Annotated in this window: 9 protein-coding genes and 2 pseudogenes; 10 read left to right on the forward strand and 1 reads right to left on the reverse strand. The window is 56.6% G+C overall.

What is annotated here, in order from left to right:
• Positions 1-110 precede the first annotated feature (110 nt).
• Positions 111-548, reverse strand: coding sequence for a hypothetical protein (locus ASC85_RS24320; protein ID WP_057451708.1), 438 nt, complete (start codon positions 546-548; stop codon positions 111-113).
• Positions 549-985: 437 nt separating this feature from the next.
• Here ASC85_RS24320 and ASC85_RS33295 point away from each other — a divergent pair, with 437 nt between their 5' ends.
• The 10 genes and pseudogenes from ASC85_RS33295 (at position 986) to ASC85_RS24365 (ending at position 16,506) form a co-directional block, all read left to right on the forward strand.
• Positions 986-1,327: a DUF6124 family protein gene (locus ASC85_RS33295; protein WP_082534475.1), complete on the forward strand. Its 342-nt coding sequence runs from the start codon at positions 986-988 to the stop codon at positions 1,325-1,327.
• Between the two features lie 432 nt (positions 1,328-1,759).
• Positions 1,760-2,203 (forward strand): annotated as a pseudogene (locus ASC85_RS33300) (two-partner secretion domain-containing protein); the annotation flags it as partial.
• A 95-nt stretch (positions 2,204-2,298) separates the two neighbouring features.
• A pseudogene (locus tag ASC85_RS24330) lies at positions 2,299-11,060 on the forward strand (hemagglutinin repeat-containing protein); the annotation flags it as partial.
• Positions 11,057-11,914, forward strand: a complete 858-nt coding sequence (locus tag ASC85_RS31635) for a PoNe immunity protein domain-containing protein (RefSeq protein WP_082534476.1) — start codon at positions 11,057-11,059, stop codon at positions 11,912-11,914. The pseudogene ASC85_RS24330 and the gene ASC85_RS31635, both read left to right, overlap by 4 nt.
• A gap of 108 nt (positions 11,915-12,022) precedes the next feature.
• A complete protein-coding gene (locus tag ASC85_RS24340; RefSeq protein WP_057451712.1) occupies positions 12,023-12,598 on the forward strand; it encodes a hypothetical protein in 576 nt (191 codons plus the stop codon).
• A 64-nt stretch (positions 12,599-12,662) separates the two neighbouring features.
• Positions 12,663-13,487 carry a DUF695 domain-containing protein gene (locus ASC85_RS24345; RefSeq protein ID WP_236712401.1) on the forward strand — a complete coding sequence of 275 codons (825 nt, stop codon included), beginning with the start codon at positions 12,663-12,665 and terminating at the stop codon, positions 13,485-13,487.
• 147 nt (positions 13,488-13,634) lie between these two features.
• The gene (locus tag ASC85_RS24350) at positions 13,635-14,603 is read left to right on the forward strand and encodes a tetratricopeptide repeat protein (RefSeq protein WP_057451713.1); all 969 of its coding nucleotides are present in this window, start codon (positions 13,635-13,637) and stop codon (positions 14,601-14,603) included.
• Between the two features lie 214 nt (positions 14,604-14,817).
• The gene (locus tag ASC85_RS32350) at positions 14,818-15,297 is read left to right on the forward strand and encodes a hypothetical protein (RefSeq protein ID WP_152667525.1); all 480 of its coding nucleotides are present in this window, start codon (positions 14,818-14,820) and stop codon (positions 15,295-15,297) included.
• Positions 15,297-15,767, forward strand: coding sequence for a hypothetical protein (locus ASC85_RS24360; RefSeq protein ID WP_057451714.1), 471 nt, complete (start codon positions 15,297-15,299; stop codon positions 15,765-15,767). Before ASC85_RS32350 ends, ASC85_RS24360 begins: the two co-directional genes overlap by 1 nt.
• A 349-nt stretch (positions 15,768-16,116) precedes the next feature.
• Complete coding sequence (locus ASC85_RS24365) at positions 16,117-16,506, forward strand: barstar family protein (RefSeq protein ID WP_039010458.1); 390 nt, start codon at positions 16,117-16,119, stop codon at positions 16,504-16,506.
• Positions 16,507-16,723 lie beyond the last annotated feature (217 nt).

Raw genomic sequence — 16,723 nt, forward strand, 5'->3', positions numbered from 1 at the left:
ACGCGAATCCCCGCGAAACACGCGGGGATACCAGAGAGACGGACTATGGAGCGAGGAGTTTGGTTAGCGCCTATGGGATAAATCCCCTCGCCACAAAAGCCACAACGAGCTTACAGCGGGCACCACGGGTCTCCCCCCTTAGCGCTTTCCAGGATCTTCGGAAAGTTTCGCTCAAAGGCCCAGCCTGAGGCCACGGCAGTCATGGTGGTTTTGCAGGCGGGGTTCTTTTCCGAGACGATCACGTTCATATAGAACTGGCTGCCGTAGATTGTCGGCGCCCATAGCACCATGTCGCTTCTGTCGGCATTGCTGTCGACTTTCAATTGGATGGTATTGACGAGTCTCCCACCCGTCGTGAGCTCGGTCACTTGTGGGTGAAAGCAGTGGTTCAGATAGCTTTGTACCCGTTTTTCCACCTCCGCCCGCTCCTGTGTCAGGCAGTACTCGGGGCTGGTTACGCCAGTGTTCAGCAGCTCGTCCTTGGTGTACGGATGCAGTGAGCAGCCGCTCAATAGCAGAAAAACGATCCCTGTCAATTTCTTGTACAAAACTCATGCTCCATCAGAGGTTGTGGGCTGCCAAAACTGATTGCCGCAAAGGCGGCGGGCGGGACTATACGCAATTTGTTCCTTTGTGGAATCGTTAAACAGGCTTGTTGTAGGAATCGACGGAACGAATATTCCCCATTGACTTGCAGGACATTTCCTAGAAAATTCCAGTCCCTTGCGCCTGCTGATTTCGGTGCCTAGTCTTTGTCCACCGCTGCCAATTAGCGGTCGGGTTTAGCAGCTCGGAATCACGTTAGGCGCATGGCAACTGCCTTCAATGCGGGCATTTTTATTGCTCGAATTCTTATGGCGGCTATGCGCAGGGCATCCTCGGGTGCGCCGGTTTCCTAACGTACCGGTCTGCTAACCTGCGCACGGCTGCCACCCACTCGTTTAGCAGCGAACGTGGCGGCTCTTACTTACGTTAGGAGCATTCCATAGACAAACTCATCCCCGACCCACCCGTTCCACCGCTGCATCTGGACATCGCTGCCGACGCCAACGCCGAACGTGTCATCGATTCCTATCTGAACCCCAAACCCGCCCAGCCTGACAAGAAGCCACCTCCGGAGCAGCTATTCACCGTCGTGGAGGGTGTCGATGCTGAAAGCCTGTTGGCCAATCTCAGCGAAACCTTGGCCTCCGCCAATGCCATGGCCGGCGATCTGGCGTTCGATCTGGAGGATTCTCGACGGCATGTTGCACTGGGGCTCCACCAGTTGATCGAGCTGAGTCAGCTATTGGCAAACCGGGCCCTGGATGTCATCGACCCTAGATAAACGCTGAAAACTGACAGGGGATAGGCCACGTTTGTCCAAGAGGAAGTGACAGCGCTTCTTCGAGCCGTGGCCTGTTCCTGAGGGATCTGAGAGGTCGTTCTTGTTGTGTTTTTCGACACGACCTGTGAGACGCGTCTCTTTTTCGCATGGAAAAGTCCCGCTCCCTTGAACCGAAAGCGATAGGCAGTGTCTGGTGTGCGCGTGGTTTGCGCATCAGCAACGTGAGTGTTTTGGGGGTAAGCCGGTTTTTGGCTGTTCGTCCGCTCACGAGTTTGCTGTCATTTGCATATCGAGGGATCGAACATGTTCTTACCCGCCCATTGGGTGAGGTTCTGCCGGGCGCTGCTGTGCCGTTCTCCGCTAACATTCGCTTACGCCTCCGTGGCCCGCCAGCCTTCCTCCGCCCTGCAAACCCGCGACGCCTTCTGGGGCATGCCCAAGCGCGGCCTGGCGTTCCTGTTGGCCAACGTCATGTTCTGGCAGCCGATGTGGGCCCAGGCGGACGGCATCGTGGTCAGCGCCCCGGGCACCAGCCTCGGCCAGGCCGGCAACGGCGTGCCCGTGGTCAACATCGCCAAGCCCAACGGCAGCGGGCTGTCTCACAACCAGTTCAAGGACTACAACGTCGGCAGCAACGGCGTGATCCTCAACAACGCCACCAACACGGCCCAGGCCACGCAACTGGGCGGGATTATCCTCGGCAACCCGAACCTCCAGGGCACGGCCGCGAAAGTTATCCTCAACGAAGTCAACGGCGGCAACCCCAGCCAACTGCGCGGCTACACCGAAGTGGCGGGGCAGTCGGCCCATGTGATCGTCGCCAACCCCTATGGCATCAGCTGTAACGGCTGCGGTTTCATCAACACGCCCAGGGCGACCCTGACCACGGGCAAGCCGATCATCGAAAACGGCCAGGTGGGTCGCTATCAGGTGGACCAGGGCAGCGTCGCCATTGAAGGCGCGGGTCTGANCGACCCTGACCACGGGCAAGCCGATCATCGAAAACGGCCAGGTGGGTCGCTATCAGGTGGACCAGGGCAGCGTCGCCATTGAAGGCGCGGGTCTGAACGCGAACAACGTCGACCGCTTCGAAATCATCACCCGCAGCGCCAAGATCAACGCCGAGATCCAGGCCAAGAACCTGACCATCGTGGCCGGGCGCAACGACGTTAATGCCAATACCCTGAATGCCACTGCCCGGGCCGATGATGGCAGTGCGAAACCGGAGCTGGCCATCGACTCCTCGGCGCTGGGTGGTATGTACGCCGGCGCGATCAAGCTGGTGGGGACCGAGGCCGGGGTTGGGGTGAAGCTGGACGGCAAGATGGTTGCCAGCGGGGGGGATATTCAGCTGGATGCCAATGGGCATTTGAGTTTGGCGCAGACGGCTGCTGTCGGTGCCATCGACATCAAGGCCAAAAGCCTGGAAACCCAGGGGCAGGTGTACGCCGGTAGCCGCCTGGACGTGAAGACTCAGGGCGACCTGACCAGCCAGAACAACCTGATAGCCCGCGACAACGTTCATCTGGACAGCGGTGGCACACTGAGCAACAACGGCATTATCGAAGCCGGGGTCAACGCCGATAACAGCCGCAATACCACGGGTGATGTCACCCTCACCGCCAAGCAGTTGAACAACGCTGGCAAAACCGTCATCGCCAGTCGCGACCTGAATGTCACGACCACCGTAGCGCTGAACAACCAGGGCGGCACGCTCAGTGGGCAGGGCAAGACCACCGTCACCGGCAACGTTGTGGATAACCGCAATAAAGGCCGGATCCTGGGTAACACCGAACTGCACCTGAGCGCCGATCAAGTCCTCAACAGCCAGGGCGGTCTGATCAATAGCCAGGGCCTGCTGACGGCCAACCTGGGCCATCTGGAAAACAACGCAGGTGAGCTGTCGAGCCTGAACAGCGCGACCCTGGTCCTCGGCAGCCTGGACAACCTGACCGGCCTGGTCATGGCCGGCAAGAACCTCGACATCACTAACACCGGCGCGATCAATAACCGGGGCGGCGAGCTATCCAGCCAAGGCGTCATGACCGTGCGCACCGCCAGCCTGGACAACAGCAACAAAGGCACCGTCGCCGCCAATGGCAAGTTGCTGGTCAGCGCCACCGGCGCGGTCAACAACGCCGAAAAAGGCCTGCTCGCCAGCCGTGCTGCCGAGGTCGAGCTCGATGCTGCCAGTCTGAATAACGCCAAGGGCACGCTGCAAGGCGAGGGCCTGGTCACCGTGGATGTATCCGGCGACATCGATAACCAGGGCGGCAGCATCATCGCCAAGGACGCCAAGCTGAGTGTCTTCGCCACCAACCTGGACAACCGTGGCGGCGTGCTGTCCAGCGTCAAGGCGGCGCTGGAGGCGCGGGCCACCGGTGTGCTGAAAAACGGCTATGACGTGAACCGCCAGGGCGGCACGATCCAGGCTCAAGGACTCAACATCCGAGCCTTGGCTGGGCTGTTCAACGACGGCGGACGCATCGCTGCGCAAGCCGGCGATGTCGTGGTCACCAACGCGACGGCGGATATCAACAATCGCAACGGCGGGATATACGCCACGGGCAAGGTCTGGGTCACTGGCCGGGGCATGGACAACAGCGGCGGCGGGCAGGTCAGCGCCAGTGGTATCGACTTTGACCTTTCGGGTGCGCTGAACAACAACGCCGGCATCATCGAAAGCCAGGACAGCCTGGACATTCTGGCCGCCAGCCTGAGCAACCAGAAAGGCCAACTGCGCACCCTGGGCCAGAACAGCACCACGGTGTTCAAGATCGGTGGCCTGTTCGATAACAACGACGGCACCCTGGAAACCGCCAGTAATGATGTGGGCTTCAACACCGGCAGCGTCCAGAACGTGGGTGGCAAGCTGCTGCACACTGGTCTGGGATTGTTCGGCATCAGCCAAGCCAACCTGGGGCAGGCCGGCGGTCAGCTGGTGACCTACGGCAACCTGACGGTGACGGCTGATCGCTGGACCAACAACACGGCGATCCAGGCCGGGCACCTGGTCGTGAATGTCGACCAGTTGACCCAGACCGCCACGGGCCAGTTGCTCAGCACCGACAGCATGGTAGGCCGTGGCAGCAACTGGCGGGTTGACGGCCTGATCGGCAGCGATGGGGCGATCGACCTGCAACTGACCGGCGCCTATACAGGCAACGGTCGCTTGAGCAGTCTCGGCACCTTGGGCCTCAAGGCCGCGCTGATCAGTCTGGAGCAAAACGGCAGTATCGCTGGCGGTGGCAACACAACCGTCGTGGTCGATGGCGTCCTCAACAGCTACGGTCGGCTGACCTCGGCGGCGGACCTGAGCGTCACGGCCGCCACGATCAACAACTACGGCACGTTGGGCAGTGCCGGCGCGCTCGGTGTCACAACCGGCGACCTGCTCAACGAACACGGTTTGATCTTCAGCGGCGGCAATACCAGCCTGCGCGTCAACAGCCTGACCAACCGCTATGCCGACATCTACAGCCTGGGTGATCTGAACATCGATCGCGACGGCCTCGGCACGCGTGCCAGCCGCATTCTCAACAGCTCCGGCTCGCTGCAAAGCGACGGCAACATGCGCCTGGCGGCCAGCACCATCGACAACGTCCGCGAGGTCTTGGCCACCAACGATGCAGGCATCTACACCGCCTCGATCAGGGAAGTGGCCTGCGTCCCAGGTGATTGCGACGGCCCCAAGCAAAACCACGTCTGGCAGATCGTCCAGCGCGACAAGTTCGAAGTTACCGCGGCCAGCGCCGCCTCCAGCATCACCACCGGCGGCAACCTGAATATCCAGGGCGACACCCTGACCAACCGGAGCAGCAGCATCGGCGTCGGCGGTGCATTGACCGCCAACCTCGTCAGCCTGAACAACATCGGCATCGAGACCGGCGAGATTGAAACCTCGCGCACCTTCAGGTCCCAACGCACGCGCCGCCCGGGTAGCTGGCGCGCAGACGCCAATAACTTCACCAACAAATACTGGTTGCAGAGCCCAGGCTACAACGCCAATGACCTGAGCGGTCTTGAAGCGGCGATGAGCCATTTTATCGGCAGAACCGAACGTGAGCTGACGCAGTTCCGTACTCAGACAGCCACCACCGACAGCCAAACCTATGCCGCGATTATCCAGGCCGGTGGTGCCGTCGACATTCCAACCCAGGGCGACCTCAACAGCGGCGTCGTGCGTGGCGGCTACAACTACGTCGGCGCTGGCCCACGTACCGACACCCAGGCCGACAACGCCTTCTCGACCCGCATCAGCGTCAATCGGCAGCTACCCCCGAACCTGAGCCAGCAACAAGTCGATCCGCTGTCCTTGCCAGGTTTTGACTTGCCCACCGGGCAAAACGGCCTGTTCCGCATGAGCGGCGACGGCTCGGCCTCGCCAACCCAGAGCACGGGCCTGACGCAAGTGCGTGGCCTGCCGGACCGTTCGTTCCAGGCCAACCCGCAAAAATACCTGATCGAGACCAACCCGGCGCTGACCGACATGCGCCGGTTCATGAGCTCCGATTACCTGCTGACAAACCTGGGCTACGACCCCGACGTCGCCGCCAAGCGTTTGGGCGACGGCTTCTACGAACAACGCCTGATCCAACAGGCGGTGATCGCCCGTACCGGCCAACGCTTCCTCGACGGCCAGAACTCCGACGACGGCATGTTCAAGTACCTGATGAACAATGCCATCGCCAGCAAGGACAGTCTCAACCTGTCCCTGGGTGTCAGCCTGACCGCCGAACAGGTTGCGGCCCTGACCCATGACATCGTCTGGATGGAAAACCGGACGGTGAATGATCAACAGGTGCTGGTGCCGGTGCTTTATCTGGCCCAGGCCAATAATCGCCTGGCGCCGAATGGTGCGCTGATTCAGGGTTCAGACGTCAGCCTGATTGCGGGTAAGAACCTGAACAATGCGGGCACCTTGCGTGCGTCCAGCAACCTGAGGGCGACGGCGGGCGACAGCTTGGTCAACAGTGGGTTGATGGAAGCGGGGAACCGGCTTGAGGCGTTGGCGAGTAAGGATCTTACTAACCGGGCTGGCGGGGTTATTGCTGGGCGGGATGTCAGTGTTGTTGCCGTCGCTGGTGATTTGACCAATGAGCGAACCATTACCCGGCATGCCAGCGGCACTGGTTACAAGACTGAGCAACGCGAATTTGCTGACAACGCGGCGCGGATTGAGGCGAGTCATGACCTGAGCGCGGGCGCTGGGCGGGATATCGCCAATGTTGGTGGTGTGCTCAAGAGTGGTAACGACACCACATTGCGCGCTGCCCGAAATATGAACATCACCGCCGCCGAGCAGGTGGACAGCCATACGCAGGGCAGCAAACATCGAGACCAGACCATTACCCAGAATGGTTCTAGCGTTACGGTTGGGCGGGATCTTCAGGCCGCTGCGGGCGTTGACCTCAACGTGATCGCCAGCCAGGTCGAAGCCAAGCGGAACTTGGCCATTGTCGCTACCAAGAACTTGACCTTGGGGCCCGCGGCGAATGAACAGCATTCGTATGGCCAGAGCAAGAAGGTCAAGAGCATCGAGGATCATGTCCAGCAGGTGTCCACCACGCTCAAGGCGGGCGGGGATGCGACGCTGAGCGCGGGGCAGGATCTCACGCTGGTAGCGAGTACGGTCAACGCGGGGAATGAGGCGTACCTGGTGGCGGGTAACAACCTCGCCCTGAAGGCTGCTGCGGATCAGGACTACAGCTTCTACAGCAAGACCAAGAAGTCTTCTTCCGGGAAGAAATTCCGGCTGGATGAAACGGACAGCACCACCCAGGTGGGCAGCCTGGTCAGTTCCGGTGGCGACAGTACGCTGGTGGCGGGTGAAAACCTGCTGTTGGCAGGTAGCGCCGTGACTTCCGAGAAAGGCGCGACGAAATTGGTCGCAAGCAAGGACGTACAGATTCTTGCCGTGACCGACTCCGACAGCGCCCGCCATGAGCGCAAGGAAAGCAAAAGCAGTTGGGGTGGGTTCAAGTCGAGCAAAGTCCAGGACAAGGTCGACGAGAAACGCACCACTGCCGTGGGCAGCATGGTCTCAGGCGAGACGGTCACCGTCGCGGGCGGCCAAGATGTGAAAGTGACGGGCTCGTCCCTGGTCAGTACCGGTGATCTGGCAGTCCAGGCCGGGCGCGACCTGACCATCGATGCGGCGAAAAATACCTTCTCGCGCACTGATATGCACAAGGAAAAGAATCGCGACCTGACAGGTGTATTGACCGGTAACAAGCTGGGCCTGGATGACATGACGGGCAATCAGCATCTGTTTATCAACAGTCAGAAGCACAACGGCACGGCTACAGAAACCACGCTTACCGGCAGCACGATCGGCTCCAGTGCCGGCAATGTAACGCTTACGGCTGGGCGTGAGTTGAGTGTGGTGGCTAGTGATTTGGTCAGTACCAAGGACATGGCGCTTACCGGTTCCAACGTGACCATCACCGCGGGTGATGAAACCGCACGGCAAACCACTGAGGACAGCTCTAAAAGCTTGGCAGTGGGTAGGGTCATCGGTGGTGCGCTCGTCGACACCGCAAGGACTATTCGCGACGCGTCCAAAGCTGCGAAGAATGCCGATGACCCTCGACTCAAGGCGGTAAAAATCGCCCAGGCCGCCCTCGCGTTTTACAACCTGGGTGGCCAGGCCTCGGACGCAAACGGGCAAAGCTCCGGATTCAAAAACAAGCAAGGCGGCACCCCCAGCAATGGCTCACTGATCAAGATCGGTACCGAGCTGGCCAATACGCGCAGCAAAAGCAGCAGTGAGTACAACAGCCTGACGGCGAAGCAAAGCACCCTTAATGCCGGTCAAGAGCTATCGATTGTTGCCACGGGGGACGCGGCGGGAACCCTGGGTGATATCCAGATAACCGGCAGCAGCCTGAAGGCTGAAAACACCTTGTTGCTGGCTAAAAATGATGTGCTGCTGAAAAGTGCACAAGACACCGTTGATCGCAAAAATGACGGCTCCAGCAACAAAACGGCCATTGGTGCCAGCTTCAATATTGGGGAGCAAAACGGCTTCACCCTCGACCTGGGGGCCCAAGGTGCGAAAAACATGGGTAACGGCAAGTCCGTCACCCAGGTCAATACCACGTTGGAAACCGGATCGCTGTTGTTGCAAAGCGGCCGCGACACAACCCTCGAAGGCGCCCAGGTCCGGGCGGACACCATCAAGGCGTCGATTGGCGGCAACCTGAATATTGTTTCTCGTCAGGACACCGAATCGTCGAAAAGCAAGCAAAGCAGCGGGGGGATCGGAGCGAGCATCTGCGTTCCGCCGTTCTGCTACGGCTCCATGGTCGCGGGTTCGGCGAATATTGCCGCCGCCAACATGAACAGTGACTACAAGGCTGTGACCGACCAGAGCGGATTGTTCGCTGGTGCCGGTGGTTACGACATCCATGTGGGTAAAACCACAACCCTGCAGGGCGCTGTGATCGCCAGCGAAGCGTCCGCGGATAAAAACCGCCTCAGCACGGATCGCTTGCTCGTCAGCGATATCAAGAACAGCAGCAATATCGAGAGCCAATCGGCGGGAATTTCCATCTCGGGCAGCAATGTTGGCGGCTCCTCATTCGGCGGCAGCATCCCAGTAGCCCTTAAGGACAAAGAGCACAGCTACACCCGCAGTGCTGTCAGCGAAGGCACGATCGTTGTCCGTAACCCCGAGGGCGCAACTGACCTGGTGGGGCTGAACCGCGATACCGCCAACGCCAATCAGAAGCTGGACAGGCCTGATGAAAAGGCCATGCAGGAGCGTATCGACCTGATTCAAAGCTCGGCGCAATTGGCCAGTGGAATTATCAGTACGGTGGCGAAGGCAAAGGCGGATGAGGCCAAGAGGCTTGGGCAGGAGGCAAAGGATCAAGCCCATGCCGGTTCGCCAGCTGCCGAGTCAACCGCCCGGGCGGCGGAGGCGGCCAGTTTGGAAGCCGCCCGCTGGCAGGTAGGCGGTGATAAGAAACTGATGGCTGATATCGCCTCTGGCTTGATTGCCGCAGGTCTTGGCGGAGCCACGGGCGGCACAGCTGTTGGCATCGTCGCCAATACGACGTCCAGTGACATATTCAACAGAATTGGCAGCTTTGCCGACGAACAGAAGAACCGTAAAGACATCGATAGCGTGACCAAGGCTGCCTGGGCGGAAGGCGGCGCGGCGCGTGTCATGTTGCATGCCTTGGCGGGAGCGGCGATGGGGCTTTCCAGTGGTAGCGTGCAGAGTGGGGCATTGGGTGCGGGCGCCTCAGCTCTATTGCCATCCGTCATGCAAGCTTTGGCTGGCAGCAAGCTGACAGAAACGGAGCAAAAGACCGTAGCTTCGCTAATAGCTGCAGGCGTCGGTACGACGGTTGGATCCGGTAGTGGCGTGATCGGTTCGGTCGTGGCCGGTGGCACTGCGCTGGGAGTGGAGAAGTACAACCGGCAGTTGCATCCAGACGAAATAAAGTTCGCCTCCGACAATGATCGAGTCAGTCGTTACGCGAAGGAAAAGGGCATCACTGATGAACAGGCGCGAATGGAGCTCTTGCGAACCGCAGCAGCGATGGTTGACCGAGGATGGAATGCTGTACTGGATGTGAAGGATGGCAAGACGGCAGATGCCGCCAACTTCCTTCGAACGGAGCTTTCGCAGCTGAAAAGCACAGATCTGTTTCAGGTGAGCCTGGCTGACTACAACAATGAGCGACTGGGCTTGGCAGAGCTGATGAAAGACCGGAAGTCAGTTGAAAATCTGGTCAAGTACATTGAGCTGGTTGACCCTTACCATTACATGCGTGACCCAAAGAATCAGGCCGCAATACTTAATGCAAAGGGCCAAGGCAGCGCCGAAGGTTTTGCTAACGCTGTGGAGAACTTGGCGAGTTTCGGATCCAAGACGGCACTTTTGGCGATGAGTACGGTGAATTGTCCGAGTTGTGGAGGACGGCAATTTGCCGCTGCCGTGGAGGCTGTCCAAGGTTTGCCTGAAGACTTAAGGCTCAAGGGGTATCTGGACACCCTGCATATCATGCAAGGGTATGGCGCTGATGTGCTGAGGCAGAATGAGGCTATTGCGACTTCTGCGGGAGTGGGTATCGGTCTGGGCGGTGCGGGGGCCGGTAGCGCAGGGTTGGCGACGACACGCCTGACAGGTGAGCTTGCAGAGGCAGTGGGGAAACGCTTCACTGGAATACTTAACGAAGCGTCCGAGCAGGCGCTGATCAAAAGTGGCGGTATCTTTGGTCCCGATGGCCAGCCGATGATGGATCTGGCAGTTTTAACCAAGCAGCAGAAAAGTGTCATGGGTGATTTGTTTGGCGAGCGTTCTGTTCAGCAAATCGTTCCCGAAGGACAGAAGCTTGCACGGGTTCCGGGGATTGGGGAGACGGGGATCGATGATCTTTACAAGGTGGATCGTCCAGATGTGGACTACGTCATTATCGAGTACAAGTTTGTCAGTGATAACAAGAAGTCCGGCTCCTCGGGGCTTGGTAATCCGACGGATGGTAAGCAGGGTTCTGTTGCATGGACTCTGGGCGGTGATCGATTAGTTCGTGCGGTGGGTAGAGATCAGAGCCGGGACGTTCGGACTGCGGTCGAAACGAACCGTACTGAAACCTGGGTCGTGAGAACTCGCCCAGACGGTGCTACAGAGATTGAGGTGCTTGATGCTCGTGGAAAAGTCAAAGCCATAGACACCTCTAAAATACTGCCTTCCAAAAATTTGAATGGGGTTATTCCGTGATTCGTGCACCGTTGGGAGATAAACAATACTGGGACGACCGTGCAGTAAAAGATCAGCAATGGATTGAGCGCGCCAGTGCAATTTTGATGGAACCTTCGGCTAATCCCATATACAGGCCTCAGTTCGCGTTCGATTTTGCTAAAGATAATTTGATTTCAAGCATAAGAGTCTATTCGCAGGGCGGGGATAGCTTGGAAATGGCTACCCATTTCCCTCGCCTTTTAGATGCGTGGGAAATCTCCAACCGTCTATCCGACGAAGTCTGTGCAGAAAACAATCTCCAAACTTGCCGAGACTGGACCTTTGAACTTTCAAATTTAAACCACTATATCTGGTGTTTTTGGTTGGTGAGCCTAGCGCTCGTTCTTGAAATCCCCGACGACCAGTGGCTTCGTTTGGTTGCGTTGATAGGTGAGGGCGGGCAGGACGTTCTGCTTGATCGAGTCATGGCGTCTCGTCAACCAGAGCGGACGATTGGGGAAAACCTCCTGCATGCCAAGCCCTACGCGAGGCTGCTCAAGGCCATTGACGCGCCGCAGGCGCAGCAAGCAACGTTGTTGCTTGCTTTCGTAAAACATTGGTATCCGGAGCTGAACCGGCGCGGCAAACAGCAACCGTGGTGGTACATCTATGGTGATCCAGTAAAACATCCGCTTGAGATGGGAAGCTATTTTGGCCGTTGGTGTTTCGAGGCGGTCGCCGCCGTGAAAGTCTTTGGGCTTGATGATAGTGACTGCATCGGACATGAACACTATCCGCAAGATTTACTCCATCCCAGCGAAGAAGCTGTTCCAACGCCTGAGTCACTCGCCAAGCCTGGATGGTGGGCAAGGTTGTTAGGACGTTCAGGTTAAGCGATGTCCAAATTAGTCATCGATTACTAGAACGTGCTCATCTCCATTCCGCTTTATCGAAAGTACTTCGATGGTCTGTGGTCATTCAAATTTTGCAGGGAAGTCATCATGAAAAAAACCACCTTTTTAGTTCTAGCCATGGCCCTGGCAGGCTGTCACTCAAACGTCAGGGATTCCTCGCCAAGCCTGCTCAAGGATGGCGTGCAGTTGCAACAACCCAAGGTCGTCGCTGACGCGGAACACGCCAAGATCATCATGAAGGCGACAGGATTCACCCACCCGGTGCAATTCTCCGTGCGGCGCAGTTCCGATGCGGACCAACGTGCCGAAGTCTTGGGAACCGTGGTCGATTCCGGTCGTGGCAAGGTATTCGGTTGGATCGCCAAAGTGAACGAGGTTGCCAACAGCGCCACCGTAAAACGCTTCCCCCAACTGGAGGTGCAGGCTGATCCCGGGCAGGCGATTGAAGTGATCGGTGAATCACGGGTCTACGACTCGAACTACTACCGCTATGCCGAAAAAATTGTTTATGCATGCGGCCCTATGAGTTCCACCTTCAAGCCCGAGAAGCAAAAGGTTTACCTAGTGGAGTTCGTGATCATTGGGGCAGGTTGTGAGCAGCATGTTTACGATGTCACTCAGCCACAGGAGCGTATTCCTGTAGCGAGCGTCCAGGGGCACTGAGTCCGACTAAGAATTAGAGGGATAGGCCTTCGGGACGCGGTCGCGAGTTGAGGGAAAAACACCGATGGTCACTGAGAAATCCGAGCGCCCTTTGATGGAGTCTGGTCATGGCGTGCAGTACGTCACAGCAAAGCTTCGCAGGCAACGCCAGGACTGCAAACTCTCCGGATCACAGTCTCTGGACTTGGGGCTTAGCCAGATGGGCGTCCATAACCGGCTCCGGTTGTTGGCGCTAGCAAGCGTACTCATCGCGGGCTGCTCCAGCTCCAAAACCCACTCGCCCCCACCGGTCGAGCGCGACCGGTGCCTGGATGCGGGTCCGGTTAAAAGTGTGGAGTACGATAACTGTGTGGCTGATCGGGAGGCCAGCCAAAGTATGGCTCTCAGCGCCCTTCTCGATGATACCGGCGATTATCCTCAACCAATGGAAATAGTCGACGTTGTCGACGATATTTACCAACCGTCCGATTTTCCAGATACACCCGTTCCCATGCTCTACAAGGGTGCTGGTTCGATATCGACGACTGAAAAGCGGGCACTACCTTTTAAGGTCAAGGTCACTTGGAAGTACTCCTCCAAGGGGCTCATACCGGCTCTTCGAGACCGTGTCCGGATGGATGAAATGGAGAGGCTGATACTCCCGGCGATGCAGGATAAAGGGCTAGCGAAGTGGGTGTGCACGGTGACGGGTGGAAAACAGCGGGAGTGGATCTTCTATACACGCAGCGACGAAGCTTTTATCGCTCAAACAAGAGCAATCCTAGCGCAGACCGGGCCATACCCTATTGAGTTGAGCGCACGCAAAGAACCAGCGTTGAGCACTGAAATGCAAAGTGGTGAAAGTCTGCCTGAAAATATCCGTATCACGCCCAAGACATGTGTGGAGTGAAGACGGCGGGGACAGACCACCCTTTATCAGGTAGTTAGCAGTTATTTTTGCTAAAGCTAGGTCTGTCCAGTTTATTGTTTATTTATTGGAGCACACGCGGATCATCACGACGAGCAACCGCGTCTCACGTATGGACACAGATACAGTATGACTAAAAATATCGTATTGATCGGTCTGATGATTGCCCTTGGCGGTTGCCAGAGCATGAAAGACCTTGGGAGGAGCACCGTCGAGTACCTTGAGGAGTCCCGCACCACTCCGACGGACCGTTACCTTGCGGAGTTGCGCAATCCCTTCGTGCCGCTTGGCACCTTTGACGACGCCTTGGATGGCAACCAAGGCAAGGCATGTCGCCAAACCACCCACTACCGAACTGTTCAACCGTCCGACTTGCAGCTCGTCATATCCGCGAGCGAAGGTGGAATTCCGACTTGCCAGCATGTGCTCGGTACCTTCTATGAGAGCGGCACAGGCGTGAGCCAGAACACTGCCCGGGCCAGGTCACTCTACCTGCAAGCGGCGCCGGCCGATCCATATGCCTATGTGGAGCTCGCGCGCATGGCGCGGGATGGGATTGACGAGCCAGTTGACCCGGTGAAGGCCCGCGATTATTACACCCGTGCAGGTATAGGTGGTGTGGTGGGGTTGGGTGGGTTGATGGAGCAGGGCAAGGGCGGTGCGCAGGATGTGTCGGGTGCTTTGAAGCTGTACGTCGATGCTACCCAAAAATATGGTGACCCCGCCTGGAAGGCAATGCGGCCGCTATTGGCCCTTGGGCTGGAGCTCGATGCTGAGCAGGTGCAGAAATACAATCGAGTATGGATTGGGGGGCTTCTGCGCCAGATGCGTTTCGAGTTATGGCGCTCGTATGAGCTCGGTGGGCTCAATCACTCTGGTCAAACGCTGACAGTTAGAGTGCTTTTCAGGTTCTCGACCAGGAGTCCGAAGCCCGAGGTTTACCTGGCCGAGAGTTCCGGCGATCCAGTGATAGACACTGCTGTGGTGTCTGCGGTGTACCACCTGACTATGAAAGATCCCTACATGCTTCCAGCGGGTCAGGAAACGTTCGACTTCGTGGCTCCGGTCGCCCTGTCCCCGAGTGCCAAGCGGGGCTGACAGCTCGGTCAGTCACTTCAAGACGGCTTCGGTGCAATAAGCGCAGGGGCTTAAGGTAGTCAGTAAGCGTGCGCGCTAACGGGAGCAGATGGAAAAAGGGGGCGGATTTATTTGCTTGCTCAGTTATTAAATAAATCCGTCCCCTTTTTCTGATGAAATAGAAAATGATCCAACTTCCGTAACGGATGAATACCTGATCGGCGGTGGCCAGTTCATGGCTTCGGTGTTGACAGGTGTGCTTTCGAAAGGCAGAGGAGCGAAGGAGCCTAAGTCTGTTTCGGTAGTGGACGGAACGGGTGCAAAAGGGAACGTTTCTGGCTTACTACCTAAACCCGGTAACACATCTGTACCGGTGAGTGGTGTAGGTGCGGGTGCCATCTTTAAGGTGGATTCCAACCAAATAGGTAAGAAACTGGGCAAGCATGTTAAAGATTATGGCGGTGATGCAGCCAATCCTGCAGATCGCAAAGTTGTGCTTGATCGGATTAATGACATTGGAAATCATCCTGAGAAGGTGATTCCTGGGACTTTTGCCGGACAGGGAGCGAATGGCGCACGTGGCGATGTATTTTTTAGGATAAAAGGTAATGACGTGGTTGTTACTAAGCCTAATGGAGAGTTTGTGACTATCCTGAAGGACGGAGCAATTCAGAATCCCTCTGTGCTAAGCGCATTAAAAGGAGATGTAAGGTAATGAGGCGCCCTGATCTTATGACCGCTTGGTTGCTGGCTGTGCTTGGGAAAAAACTATTGTCAGTAAATGCTATCTTTCATGTTTTTGCTTCTAGAAGGGACCCTTTTCCACAAGAAGTCAGCTTTCAATTCTATGGTTCTGAGGCCGGGAAGCTCTATGGTAGTGGCGATGGCTCATTGCTATTGTTTTCTCTCGATCCAATTGTCGGTTGCGACTTAGGTGAGTACGGCAGGCAAGACGTTTTTTGTGTCTCTGACGAGCCCTATTTTCTTAATGTTGTAGGGGGGATATTGGTTTCAGCCTCGCTTGTGCGATCTTCGGTGGCCGAGGCAATAATAGGTGTTGCTCTTTCGTTTGATGGCGGTCCATGTCTATCCATATTGAATTTAGGAGACGAACTTTTTGTCTATGACGAAATTCCCGATGAGATAATGCGTAGTGAAGGGCTTGATTTAATATCGGTGAACTAACCTTGATCGGAAGAGTAAGAGCAAAAAGGGGAAAATTTATTTTTACGGAGCGCAGAGTGGACAGGCTTAGTTTTGCTCGGTCTGTGAAGTAAGTCTGTCTTCTTTCTTTGTGCGGCGATATAGGGTGTCCGAACTGTTTTATTGAAAAAAGGGGACGGATTTATTTAAGGCGCGGAGAGCGATGCTCATGCTTTAGTGTTAAATAAATCTGTCCCCTTTTTCTGCTTTTTCTCTGTCCCCTTTTTCTCGGCACACGTCGGGTAGTTCAAGATGCAAACTCCGGTAGGATGTACTACACAGACGATCATTACGAAAGTTTCATTCAAGTTGATCCGGTCAGGAGGTAGTCATGGCGAATATGAGCTACTTGAAAAAAGCGTCGGCAGTTTCGATCCACTTTGTTCGCGCTGAGGAGATTAAAGATGAGTTGGACTCTCTAGGAGATATGGTAATTGCGAGGTCAGTAGCGAACGTAAGGTCAGATAAGGATTTGTTTGCAGTTGTCGCGTCGGCGATGCAGTTTCCAGATTATTTTGGAAACAACTGGGACGCTCTTGACGAGTGTTTGGGTGATATGGATTGGTTGCCTGCTGATGGTTATTGTCTTGTTCTACGCGATGCAGCTAAAGGATGGTCTCAGGCCCCATATGCGTTGGGGTGTTTTGTAACGGCTTGGCTGGAAGCTGCTGAGTATTGGGCGGAAAGCAGAACGCCATTCCATTTAGTGTTCGTTATGTAATAGGTTCAAAAGCAACCGGTGCAGCTGTAGAGAAAAGGGCAGACTTGTTTTTTGTAAGCACAGAGGGAGCCAGTTTTTTGTTTTTGCTCGGTTTATAAATAAGTCTGTCCCCTTTTTTCTGCAGCCCGGAAGAACTATTGAGTGATGTGGATATGATTGTTAGAGAAATTGGGCGAGAAGAGCCCGTGCAGGTGTTCGGGATTTACTGGATAGAGAA

Source organism: Pseudomonas sp. Root401 (assembly GCF_001425105.1).
Classification (GTDB): domain Bacteria; phylum Pseudomonadota; class Gammaproteobacteria; order Pseudomonadales; family Pseudomonadaceae; genus Aquipseudomonas; species Aquipseudomonas brassicacearum.